The 12,066-nt window shown below is 53.9% G+C and carries 9 protein-coding genes; 4 read left to right on the top strand and 5 right to left on the bottom strand.

Annotation, left to right across the window (positions count from 1 at the left end; genetic code table 11):
* The gene (gene rfbC, locus V1277_RS23355) at positions 1–540 is read right to left on the bottom strand and encodes a dTDP-4-dehydrorhamnose 3,5-epimerase (protein ID WP_334418299.1); all 540 of its coding nucleotides are present in this window, start codon (positions 538–540) and stop codon (positions 1–3) included.
* On the bottom strand, positions 537–1,775 hold the full coding sequence (locus tag V1277_RS23350; RefSeq protein ID WP_334418298.1) for a class I SAM-dependent methyltransferase: 1,239 nt from the start codon (positions 1,773–1,775) through the stop codon (positions 537–539). Before V1277_RS23350 ends, rfbC begins: the two co-directional genes overlap by 4 nt.
* A gap of 297 nt (positions 1,776–2,072) precedes the next feature.
* On the opposite strand from V1277_RS23350, the gene V1277_RS23345 reads away from it, so the two are divergent.
* Positions 2,073–3,104, top strand: a complete 1,032-nt coding sequence (locus tag V1277_RS23345) for a glycosyltransferase family 2 protein (protein ID WP_334418297.1) — start codon at positions 2,073–2,075, stop codon at positions 3,102–3,104.
* 36 nt (positions 3,105–3,140) lie between these two features.
* Positions 3,141–3,674, top strand: a complete 534-nt coding sequence (locus tag V1277_RS23340) for a serine O-acetyltransferase (RefSeq protein ID WP_334418296.1) — start codon at positions 3,141–3,143, stop codon at positions 3,672–3,674.
* Between the two features lie 5 nt (positions 3,675–3,679).
* On the opposite strand, the gene V1277_RS23335 is transcribed toward V1277_RS23340, so the two are convergent.
* The 3 genes from V1277_RS23335 to V1277_RS23325 all read right to left on the bottom strand — a co-directional run bounded on the left by V1277_RS23335 (position 3,680) and on the right by V1277_RS23325 (position 7,732).
* Positions 3,680–5,092 (bottom strand): oligosaccharide flippase family protein, encoded by a 1,413-nt coding sequence (locus V1277_RS23335; protein ID WP_334418295.1) that lies wholly within the window; start codon positions 5,090–5,092, stop codon positions 3,680–3,682.
* Positions 5,093–5,138: 46 nt separating this feature from the next.
* Positions 5,139–6,533, bottom strand: a complete 1,395-nt coding sequence (locus tag V1277_RS23330) for a hypothetical protein (RefSeq protein WP_334418293.1) — start codon at positions 6,531–6,533, stop codon at positions 5,139–5,141.
* A 647-nt stretch (positions 6,534–7,180) separates the two neighbouring features.
* Positions 7,181–7,732 (bottom strand): hypothetical protein, encoded by a 552-nt coding sequence (locus V1277_RS23325; protein ID WP_334418292.1) that lies wholly within the window; start codon positions 7,730–7,732, stop codon positions 7,181–7,183.
* A gap of 803 nt (positions 7,733–8,535) precedes the next feature.
* On the opposite strand from V1277_RS23325, the gene V1277_RS23320 reads away from it, so the two are divergent.
* Together V1277_RS23320 and V1277_RS23315 are read left to right on the top strand one after the other, a co-directional pair.
* Positions 8,536–10,569, top strand: coding sequence for a hypothetical protein (locus V1277_RS23320; RefSeq protein ID WP_334418291.1), 2,034 nt, complete (start codon positions 8,536–8,538; stop codon positions 10,567–10,569).
* Positions 10,570–10,972: 403 nt separating this feature from the next.
* A complete protein-coding gene (locus tag V1277_RS23315; RefSeq protein ID WP_334418290.1) occupies positions 10,973–12,040 on the top strand; it encodes a glycosyltransferase family 61 protein in 1,068 nt (355 codons plus the stop codon).
* Positions 12,041–12,066: the final 26 nt, after the last annotated feature.

The following is a 12,066-nucleotide window of genomic DNA, read 5'->3' as shown; positions in this document are numbered from 1 at the left end:
TCATTTTTCGAGATCCGTCAGCAATGGATACGCCTGGTCTTTCTCCGACATGATGGGATTTTCGAGCGGCCATCGGATTGCGAGCGCCGGATCGTTCCAGCGCAGGCCCCGCGCACTTTCAGGGTGATAAAACTCCGACATCATGTAGAACACCTCCGATCGATCCGACAGCGTCTGAAATCCGTGGGCGAAGCCCTTGGGGACGAAGATCATCCGGCGGTTTTCGGCAGTCAGCTCAACGGCGTACGACTGCAGAAATCTGGGAGATTCACGGCGCAGGTCGACCACGACATCGTGGATGGCGCCGACGGTGCAGCGCACCAGCTTCGCTTCCTCGAACGGCGCGGCCTGATAGTGGAGACCTCGCAGGGTCCCTGCATTCTCGTTGAACGATATGTTGCATTGAGCAACCGCCGGATCCAGGCCGTACTTCTCGAACTCCCGCACGCAAAAGCTGCGCGCAAAAAATCCACGCACGTCCGTAACCGGATTGATGTCCACGACGAACAATCCCGGAAAGCCTGTTTCGATGAATTTCAATCGAGGACCTTCAGTTCGGGAATGGGGACGACGAACCTGCCTCCCCATTCTGAAATTCCCGACATTTGAGCGGCAATTTCCGATTGGAGATTCCAGGGAAGAATCAACACGTAGTCGGGCCTGGTTTCAAATATCCGTTCCGGCCGTTCGATCGGAAGACGGGTTCCGGGAAGGAACATGCCCTGTTTATGGAGACTTCGGTCCACGGTGTAATCAATGAAGTCCCTGCCAATTCCGCAAAAATTGAGAAGCGTGTTTCCTTTCGCCGGAGCGCCATAGCCCACGACGGACTTGCCAGCCCGCTTGGCGCTGATGAGGAACTCCAACAGATCGCGCTTGACCCTGGTCACTTGTTCGAAGAAGGCCGAATAGCTGGCTACATCGTTCAGGCCTGCTTTGCGTTCCTCCGTCAGCAACGCGTCGACGGAATCCTCCCGCCGCCACCGGGTGCTGGTGTCATGCGCGGCGTAGATCCGGAGGGAGCCGCCGTGGGTCGACAACCTCTCAACATCGAACACGCGAAGTCCGTGGCTGGACAGGATTTCTGTCACTGCAAGGAACGAAAAATAGGAAAAGTGCTCGTGGTAGATAGTATCGAACTGGCATTCGCGCATCAGGCAAAGCAAATGAGGGAATTCCAGGGTAATAACTCCCTCGTCCGCGAGCACCAATTTGAGGCCTTGCACGAAGTCGTTGAGCGCCGGCACGTGCGCGAACACATTGTTGCCAATCACGAGGTCCGGTTTCTTTCGCTGCTGGACGAGTTCCCGGGCCGCCTCTGCGCCGAAAAACGTATTCCAGCTTTCCACACCCTTGGTTTTCGCCACATCAGCGACATTTCTCGACGGCTCGATGCCGAGCGCCGGGATGCCCTTCTTCACGAAGTTCTGCAGCAGGTACCCATCGTTGCTCGCAATCTCGACCACGAAGCTGTTCTCGTTAAGTCCGAGCCGCGAAACGGCCTTTTCGGAGAAGAGCCGGGCGTGTTCCAGCCAGCTGTCCGAATAGGACGAGAAATAGGCATATTCCTCGTTGAAGATATTTTCAGGAGATTCGAAATCTTCCAGTTGCACGAGCAGGCACGTCTCGCAGACGTATGCACACAGGGGATAAAACGGCTCCATCCTGTTCAGGTGGTCTGCCTTGAGGAACGCGTTGGAAACGGGAGAAACCCCCAGATCAGCAAACTTCCGCGTGGTTGGCGTACTGCAGAAACGGCATTTAATAATTGTCATGGGTGCATCGCGATCGTTTGGATTGCCCGTACAGTTCTACTACGGCAAAGGCTTGAGGAACCACCTGATTTTCAGAAAGCCGGGAGCGCCAAGTCGGGCTCCATTCGGCGCAGTATTGCGAGGAAATTCGCCACATGGCAATTGCCCCCGGCTGCAAACCGGCTCAAACCGGCAATATAGTTGATGCGCGAGGTTAATCCGGCCAAGATTAATCATTGCGGAAAATTCGTCGGTCATGGCTGATTATGTTGTAAAATATTTCCTTCAAAATCGCTATACGTTCCACGACCAGTCCGATTGAGCGAGACAAATTTGAAAGTATTAATCGTAATTGCCAACTACAGGGTGGCTCACCTTACGATCGATTGCCTCGGGTCATTGTCCGATGAGATCAAGCGCCTGCCCCAAACACACGTGGCCGTATGCGAGAATGGCACCGGCGACGACTCGGCGGAGCGTATCGGGAAAGCGATCGAGGACAATGGCTGGCAGTCCTGGTGCTCGCTCATGGCCGTCTCCCCGAATCTCGGGTTCACGGGAGGCAACAACGTCATCATCCGGCCGGCCCTTCAATCCGAAGACCCGCCGCAATACGTGCTTCTGTTGAATGCCGACACGATCGTGCGACCGAATTCCCTAAAGACGCTGGTCGATTTCATGGACGCGCATCCGAACGTCGGCATCGCCGCAAGCCGCCTCGAGGATCCGGACGGCACACCGCAACGCTCGGCCTTCAGGTTCCCCTCCCCGGCCAGCGAATTCGAGGGCAATCTCAAACTCGGGATCGTCAGCCGCCTTCTGCAGCGATGGGTGGTGGCGCCTCCCGTTGTGGATCATGCGACGGAAACCGACTGGGCCGCCGGCGCGAGCATGATCGTTCGGCGGGAGGTTTTTCGGGATATCGGCGTGCTGGACGAGGGATACTACACTTATTTCGAGGACGTCGATCTCTGCTTCAACGCGCGCAAGGCCGGATGGCCGGTCTGGTACGTTCCCGAGAGCCGCGTCGTTCATCTGGTCGGGCAATCGACGGGCATCACCGTCAAAACGCCGAAGCGCCAACCGTCCTATTCATTTCAGGCGCGGCGGCGATACTTCCTGAAAAATCATGGCGCGCTCTACGCAGCCCTCGCGGATGCAGGCGCCATCCTGGGGCTGACACTTTGGAAACTGCGCGTGGCGCTCACCAAAAAGCCGGACGCTACCGCGCCTTATTTTCTGCTGGATTCGATCAGACACAGCGTGTTCCTGACTGGATTCAGGCTAAAGAACGTACCCAATCCGGCGCTGGCTTCGGGGTCGGTAGAGACATCAAAATCACAGATTTGATGGAAACCCCGGCCGACGAGGCTCGGAGATTCTCCAATGGACATCGAACCCCTTCAAAGCGGCAATCATCCGGTAAGCGCAGAGATCGCTGATTGGAGTCGGGAGCAACCAAAGGGGTTTTGGGATCCGCCCCGCAAGCTTCTGCTGACCATCCGCAGATATCAGCATTGGCGTGACAAAGGCGGAACGGTCGCGCGCCTGATCTGCAAGGTCCTGGTTCTACGCCATCGGTTCTGGAGCGTGATAACTGGAGCGGACATTCCCCTGAATTGCCGCATAGGAGGCGGACTGCTCCTACTTCATCCGAACGGAATCGTTATCAATCCAGGCGCCGTGATCGGCGTTAACTGCTTTATCCTTCAGCAAGTGACGATCGGAACACTTCGCGGGCCGGGCAGCCCCATCATAGCGGGACATGTCGACATCGGAGCAGGCGCAAAAGTGTTGGGGCCCATACGAATTGGGGCGCATGCTCAGGTCGGGGCCAATGCCGTTGTTTTGAGTGATGTGCCAGAAGGGGCAACCGTAGTCGGAATACCCGCGAAACAGGTGACATCTGCCAACGACTGACTACCCTATGGTCTCCAGTACCGGACCAACTCCACAAACAGCTTTCCAGCCGCAAATCCAACCGCGAGCATTGGCAGCACCATAATTTCGCGCCGGGCCGCGAACAGCCTGGTCTGAACCGCGAACATAATGATCAACGGCGCGGACAAGAGCTGGCTCATCACCAGTCCCCAAATGGCTCCCTCGACTCCAAAAATGTAAAACCCCGCAGGCATTCCAACGAACAATAAAGCCGTACGAACTGCCGAAATGGTGGAGTTCATCCATGGCTTTCCAAGAGCCAGAAAAGTGTAGTTGGCCAATTGCAATGGAATGACGACAAGACCAGCGGCGAGAACCTCGAGAATCCAGCCCGCCCCGGCGTATCGAGCGTCATACAGAACGCCGATCAGCGCTTGTCCGGACACCACGAGTGTGCCCGAACAAAAATACGCAATCGCGGCAATCAGGATATGCATTCTGTAGTAGGTATCCCCAACCTTTGATGGGTGCTCGCGGGCGATCTCGCTAATGGCGGGGAACGCGACGCTCGCAACGATCCTGACCAGAACCTGTTCAATGGCAGCCACAATGCCGAATGCGATGGAATACACGCCCAGAAAAGTTGCGTTGGTCATACCGCCGAGCATCAGCCGATCGCCATTCATCGCCAGGAATCCAAGGATGGAAGACAGGAACAACCATTTTCCGAAATGGAATATTTCCCGGAATGCCGCCGGGTCCCACGTCCACCGGTTTCTAACCCCGGGTAAATAGAGGTGCCCCAAGATGGTCGACACCAGCGAAGCGCAGATTGCGCCCGCAACCAGGGCCCAGATTGAACGATCCAGCGACAGCCACGCAAATATGAATAGTATGCCCATAATCTGCGACACAATTTCGATCAAAGTTATTCGCCCAAGCGAGAGCCTTCGGCTCGCTTCGAAGTATTTGGTTGTAGAGAATCCCAAAATCACTGAAGTGAACGACAACACCACAAGGATCTCGGGCAATCGAGGGTCAGCGTAGATACCTTGCCCGAGCGAGGTCCCGAGATGGCCCACAATGGCAATCGATGCGGCCACTCCGCACGCCGCTACCCACAGCAGCAGCCCCCGAAAAATCTGAATGATCCATGCCGTATTCAAAAATGCAGGGTCTTCTCCTCGCGAGCTCCGTATGATATTTGTCCTCAGTCCCAGATCAGAGAACAGCGCCAGACCGATCATCACGACGGTCGAGATCGCCATCAATCCGAACATCTCCGGCGCCAGGAGCCGGGTCATAATAAGATTGGAACCAAAACGAATGACCTGAACGGCGCCAAAGCCCGCTAGGCTCCATATTCCGGCGCTTAGTACCCTGCGCTTCAGCGACATGATCTTGGGTGAATCTTTTTTGTTGGATATTCGGAAAACCCGGAATGGCTGGTGCGACATCTAGGCGGCTTTGACGACGGCGCAGCAACCAAGGACGGCGTCGTAATCAGGCCTGAACTGAAACCCCAACTTTCGGAATTGAACGGTTTACCGCAGCCATTTTCATTCTTTCAACCCGCCCCAACAATGCCCCTGCCACCAGCCATGTCCACGGACGAATAGTTGCATTGGGCAGCAGATCAAAAATGCTGATGGCGACAATCATTGCCAAAGCCGACAAGAGCGACCTGTCTACCTTCGACATCGACAAACGAAAGATTGAATTGGCACGAAGCACGGTGAGCGCCAACAGGCCAAACTCGACAAGAAATCCCGCAAAGCCGAATTGTCCCATTGTAATGATCCAGTACCCGTCCGACAGGGTCTTATCACTTCCATGTTCATCGTAGATCCTGCTACGCCCGAATCGGCCCCACCCGAACCAGAAACGCTCAGACGCGCGCATGAGCAATTGGTGCTCTTGTGAGAACCGCGTTTCAAGCGAGCCATGACGTTCATCGCCAGCCACACTTGCGAGTTCAAGAAAAAATTCGGTCGGCACCAGGTCCCCAGCGCGTAGGACGGGATAGCCCACGGCAATGACGACAAGAATACTCGCTACGCGAACCTGAAGTCGAGGCGATCCCCACCGAACTAATGGCATCAGCACCGCCCCGTAGACCAACGCGCCGAGCGTCTTGCACAAAACCAGTACGACACCAAGATACCCTGTTACTCCTGCCGGACTAAGGCGTGCGATCCTGACGTCGACGCGCCACAAGGCTGCAGCGGCGACGAAGCTCGTCATCCCCAAAAATGCGACCAGAAGGCCGTGCCCCAAAAACACGACGGGCCGAAATCCCCCCTCGCGCATTTGCTGGGCAAACATGTGCGGGAAATAGCCATAGATCCAAGTGTGAAGCTGCGGACTCAGACGGATTTCGAGCAGCATGGGCAATGAGTACACGAGACCGGCCACAACGAGCGCGCGAAGAATGTCTTTGGTATCGACCGCATCACGCAGAATCTGTCGGCCAAGAAAGAAGGGCATCAGTATGATGAACTGGGCGATGATTGCGGATCCGGCCTCGTATACGCCAAGGCCCGGCATATAGAGCACACCTATTTGTATGGGGTCATCGTTCAGGAGGGAGGTTATCACTGGACGGACAAGAAGCGCCGTGATCAGGATTTCGGGCAAGCCAAAGCCGCTCCAGGCCTTTATGGGACGGCGCAGGACAAACGTAGCGGCGACGAACGCCGCAAGGGCTGGAATGGATTCTTTGTCGAATTGCGGAATCATTGGGATCTTGACGACGGTGCCAACCGGCAGCAAGAGATAGCCTCCCAGGATCGCCCAGACCGTCGCCTTGCCGATCGATTGCGTGCTATAGAGCGCAATGACTACAAGCGGCCATGCCAACAAGGCAAAGAATGCAAACGAATTTGGGGTAACCGTCACGTCTGAGGGCCTCTTGCACGCCGAGAGGTGTAAATAGCAAGGTTCAAGTGATCCGGCCACAGACAAAAGGCGCGTTTGTTGCGAGCATCGCGGAGTTTATGAGGGCCTCAAAATTGCTTCGAATTCAAAGAAGACCTAATCTAGACTCTACCGCAACCGAAGCATCACAAGCTAGCATAGCCTACCGCCATGTTTGAATGGTTCGCTCGTATTTTCATGTTCTTATGGGCCATTGCGCTCTGCTATGTCATGTTTACTGGATGGGGCCTTACCCCTGAGAAAGAGCGACGTAGCCGCAAGACAGATAGCGCGACGCTATTTTCGCGGCGCTAGGTTTGGCGATATCTTAAAGCCTATCGCGCTCACGCGCTCGGCAAAGACGTTGGCGAGACGAGCTTGCTTTCCGAGCAGCTTCTCGACTACTGCGAAGCATCTTCACTCTCCCCTCACCAGGAAAAGCTTACACCGGGTCAGAGCCGAACTACTCCTTCACCCATTTGCGCAGCACGTTCACATGAAACTTCCAGGTCACGCCTGAGCCTGCCGTGTCCATCAAACCGGCAGCAGCTCAGAATCGATACTGCTTAGTTCGCGCATCAAGCCCGACTCGAGTCACATTCAAAAAAACGAATGAACCAAGCTCACATTCACTCACGCAAACGACTGGCCTTATTCTTGATCACGACAGCAATCTCGTCCCAGATATCATCCAAAATGCTCGACCAACCAAACCCCTGAGACAGCACAAGATTTTCCACTCTTGCATCCTCAAGATTGGTGTCTAAAGACCTCGATATTGCGGCGCCTAAAGAGCGAGCATCCCCTGGACGATAGAGCTGATTCCTCGTCCCACGTAGGGTCTCTTCGTTAATGCCATAAGCTGGGGCTACTAGTGGAGTTCCGAAAGTTAACGCTAGCGGAAGCAGTCCAGAGTTTAAGTGCTCGCCAGAACGAAGAATGATAACTGCATTGCTTGCCTCAACTAAACTGACGAGGGTTTCGTCGTCTACATTTCCGCCAACATCGAGCACATTATCGAGCCGTCGAAACCAGAGATGATAGCCAGCCTTCTCCAGTAGGCGCCTTCCGAGTCGCATTCTGCCCCAAGGCAACTCCGTTGCAAGAATGAGAGTGGCGCCACGATGATTAGCAAGACTCCAAGCCGTACGGAGAAGGCGCAGTTCTTCGACCTTACGCATTGCGCCGACGACACTTAGGACGGGGCGCGCTCTTTCCAACTTGAGGCGATCACGCGCTAGATCGACCCCTTTTGAGAACACCTTAAGGTGAGAGAAGTTATTTAGTCCGTGGACGACGTGGACGCAGGAGTTAAGCGTCGGATAGACCTGCGAGTACCTCAGTCGGGAGTGGTTCGAGAAGTGACAGATCAGGTCTACTTTTTTGTAGAATGCTTCGAAGTATCTAGCCTCCGGTCCATCGGTTCGCTCAGTTGCATGCGGGATAAGGTTGTGAACTGTCGCGACGATAACGGAGCGTTCAGACCACCACTCCAACAAGTCTAACGCGCTTGCGGTTCGCCCAACATGAGAGCAGTTAGCCCCGAATCCAACTAGCTCCTCTGGCCAATGGAGGTGAACGATGTCGTATCTACCTAGTCGCAGGGCGAAGTTCGATACGCCGGTAGTAACCTCATGTCCCCGCTCCAGATAAGCAGACACAAGCGATGGATTGAAAGTCAAATCATTTGAGGCAATAAGTACGCGCATATTACATGATCGTATCCCAGGTATCCAACTTAAGGAATGGCCGACGAAATCCGATTCTCTTTTCCAGCGCTCTTATCTCGCCAAAGTCTGAATAGTAACACTTATATTAGTTAAATAAGTAACCTAAATTTACAACCTTCAAGATCAGAGATAACTCATATTATCTCTAATTATCAGTGGCTTAGCTTAGTATGACATTGCAATTTGAACAGGCAACCTATAAAAATCGATTCGTCCGGCTATGAAGGACAGGCAACTCGTTTCTGGCGGTGACGATGAAGATTCCTTCTCTTACCCGGCGACAGATCATCAAGCTGATGTCGGCTGCTGCAATACCCTTGCCAGCCGCCGCCTATGCCGCGACACCTGTTTTCAGGGCTGCACCTGGCACTTCTGCTCCTCCGCCCAATGATAAATCGATTACCCTTGGCCTGGCCAATCCAACCTATTACATCGGATTTAGCCCATTTTTGAATTGGTGGAAGACGGCGCAAGAGCCGACCATTAGCCGCATCGCCGGCGGAGATCTGTCAGGAAAAGCGGTGTGGGACGCGGGCATTTATCTCTCACCTGCGACGGGGGAGATAGTTTCCCCCGCCCCCGCAGACTTGTTGGCCATTAAGAGCGTTTTTTTTGCTCCCCCTAACGATTTCCAGGTGAACGCCGGCTGCGACTATTCAGGGGAGCCTTGGGTCGTTGAATGGGATGGTAGCGCATCGGGACGCATCGACCTTCTGACATCGGGTGGCACGCAATCGAATGTCGGCACGAACAAGATCACGTTCACGATGGGCAAAAACCCCGGCAATACACAGTTAACGCTGACTCTGAAGAACCGAAACGACCCTCCCCGAAACATCCGGATCTATCAGCAGCGTTATGCCGTGAACGTCGCTGCAGGCGAAAAGTTCAATCCAGATTGGCTGGCAGTCATCAAGAAATTTGGCTTCCTCCGTTTCATGGACTGGCAGTACATAAACAACTCTGAGGTGAAGGACTTCGCTCAACTTGCCGATGAGAACTATTACCGGTGGTGCACGGCACTTACATCCAAATCGGGCTTCGGCCCCAAGGGCGGTATTCACCCTTCATTGATTTGCCAGGTTGCGAACCTCACCGGTTGCAAGGTTCACGTTTGCTTTCCAGCAAAATGCACCGATGCGTTCGTTAGCGCGTTTACCACGTACATGAGGAACAATACCAAGGTCGAGGTAACCTACGAGTTCAGTAACGAGTGTTGGCACTTCGGCTTCCAGCAAGCGAGCTATTGCCTCGAGCAGGGAAATGCGATTTGGCTGAACGACGGCGCACGCTTCAACAAGTGGTATGGTTATCGCGCCGCTCAAGTCATGCAGATCGTTCGTTCGATTTACAACGACCCCTCGCGCTGGCGCGGCTGCATCAACACACAAACGGTTTCCATCGGCCCTTTGCAACAACAGCTGGTTGGAATCAATTATCTCCTAAGCAAGACAGCGCCTTCCCTGCGCGTCAGCGATCTTTTCAAGGGCGTTTATGCGACCGGATATTTTGGATATTTCGAACAAAGCAAGCCGATCAGTTCCATAACGAGTACAAATCCTGCGGTCGTCTTTTCCAAGGGGCATGGCTACACCAATGGGCAGCGACTAAAACTATTTGTGAATGGAATGATTCAATTGAACAACAAGATCGTGACGGTATCCAACGCGTCGGCTGATCGCTACGAATTGTCTGGTGTCGACGCGACCGAATATGCCGCGTTTGCCACGGGCAACGGAAATAATTACTCGGTGAAATCGCTGATCTTCGAGATCATGGACAAGAGCAATGCCAAGTTCGTTGCCGATCCCAGGACCTATCCGACCAAATATACTTACTTCAATCAACAACTCGCGCAGAGCCTGCTTACGGGCAATTGCTCGGAAGGCTTTATTTCTCCCATAAATGTCGCCAACCTTCGATCAACATATTGGCCGGCGTTAAAGACCCTGGCAACAGCGAATGGCCTGGATCTCCGTCAGTATGAAAGCGGGGCGCACTTTGTCGGAGACGTTTACCTGACTGGGTTTGGCGGACAAGCTCAATTCACCGAATATCTTGTGAACAGCGGCCATTCGCCGGAAGTGGGCGCTGTTTATGCAGCTGGTTATGCCGCGTTCATTGCCGTGGGTGGCATTCACCCGGCGAAATATACTGAAGGAGGCGCGAGCAGCCGGTACGGGACATGGGCCGGAATACGATTTTGGCCGACCGTGGCCAATGGAAACAAGGTCGACACCGCCAATCCGGTTTGGAAGGCAACAGTCGACTTTAACGGTTCAGCTTAGCGGTTGAGCCGACCACAATGATTAGAAATACCTAACACAGGCGCTTAAGCGCTTCAGGGCAAGCAGACTCGTTGAAACTACTGTTCTTGCGAAATTCTGCCATCCTTCCGTGCATTACAGCCTCTGCCCGCGCAGTCCTCCACCAGCAGGCAAGTCTCGCGCGAGAACTCGCATTCGCCCATCAACAAAATGGCTTCTCGCTTTTTGAGCCGAGAACGAGCCGGAGGCTTGCGGATATGTTCCACTTTGGTGCGTGACGAACCGTCGGCTTTCCGAAGACAGTATTACTGAGGTAAACAAGGATAGCTTGTCCAGCGCTAGTGACAAACTGTTGCCTGCTCTTCTACATCAATCGAACCGCTCGATATTAGGTCCGTGACCCCGGAACAGGATATGCGCAGGGATGAGTGCACGACACTTAAAGTTTCTTTTTGAACGAGTTAGGACCGGGCTGGCGGGCCGTATTGGAGTCGACGTCGACCTTCTCAAGTCGGCCAGTTCGATCGAAACGCTGAACCCGGCAGAGATTATTTCCGGGTCTCCCTGCATTGCGCTTCCAGAACAGTATGAACGTGTGATCGCATGCGGCTTTGAACTCGACCCTGTGCAGGAAGTCGCGCAACTAAAAGGGGCCCCTCGCACTATCGGACCGACCACTCAATACGTCCTAGACGATGTTATTGTTAGCAATGGCACCCTCTACGGCCGGGGGCGGCACAAGTATTTCAATAAGGATGTAGTTTTCCAGTCGAACGAGGCCTCATGGGTTGAATACGATCAAGCTGCACTCAGAAGTTCGTTTGTCGGCTGCCATTTCTTTGGGCATTGGCTGCGCGATGATTGCGCCACCCATTTGATAGCGTGCAACTTCGGAACGCCATTGAGTATGCCCACTCCGCTTTGGCCGGACCGAAAGGGCTACCTCGACCAGTTCGAACAACGAAGTGTTGAGCTCCGAAGAGCGCATATCAAGCGGCTCTTTCTGTTCGATGATATCTACCAGAATGCTCACAAAGCACAAAGATTTCGGGCGCTCAGAGTGCGAATCGCAAGCAGCCAAACTCCAAAAAGGGTCGGACATATTGTCTACCTGATGCGCGGATCTGGAGGAAAGCAACGTCTATTGCTCAACGAAGAAGAGATCACCGAGGCTCTCAGCCGGCGGGGTGTTGTTGTCGTGAGGGCAGAAACACTAAACATTTCTCAATTGGTCTCAGAATTATTGGGCGCGCGTATAATCATCAGCGTTGAGGGTAGCCAATTGTCCCATGCTCTATTCACGCTACATGATCGCGGAGGCATATTAGTCATCCAACCTCCCGAGCGATTTTTCAATTCGCATTTCGACTGGGCACGCGCGCTAAATATGCAATACGGCGTGGTTGTAGGCAAAAAGCTTGATCAAGGCTTCTATCTTCCGATCGACGACCTACTAAACACGATAGATCTTCTGGATAAAAGCATTCAGTGAGGTCTTTTTGGACTTTGCAGCTCAAG

Source organism: Bradyrhizobium sp. AZCC 1588, assembly GCF_036924735.1.
Taxonomy (GTDB): domain Bacteria; phylum Pseudomonadota; class Alphaproteobacteria; order Rhizobiales; family Xanthobacteraceae; genus Bradyrhizobium.
The sequence above is the reverse complement of the archived record's forward strand: the minus strand, read 5'-3'. Positions and strand labels throughout refer to the sequence as shown.

Coding starts and splice junctions, on each gene's coding strand:
- V1277_RS23350 (WP_334418298.1), bottom strand. CDS start 1,775: ATGACAATTATTAAATGCCGTTTCTGCAGTACGCCAACCACGCGGAAG.
- V1277_RS23340 (WP_334418296.1), top strand. CDS start 3,141: ATGGACATCGAACCCCTTCAAAGCGGCAATCATCCGGTAAGCGCAGAG.
- V1277_RS23335 (WP_334418295.1), bottom strand. CDS start 5,092: ATGTCGCACCAGCCATTCCGGGTTTTCCGAATATCCAACAAAAAAGAT.
- V1277_RS23325 (WP_334418292.1), bottom strand. CDS start 7,732: ATGCGTAAGGTCGAAGAACTGCGCCTTCTCCGTACGGCTTGGAGTCTT.
- V1277_RS23320 (WP_334418291.1), top strand. CDS start 8,536: ATGAAGATTCCTTCTCTTACCCGGCGACAGATCATCAAGCTGATGTCG.
- V1277_RS23315 (WP_334418290.1), top strand. CDS start 10,973: ATGAGTGCACGACACTTAAAGTTTCTTTTTGAACGAGTTAGGACCGGG.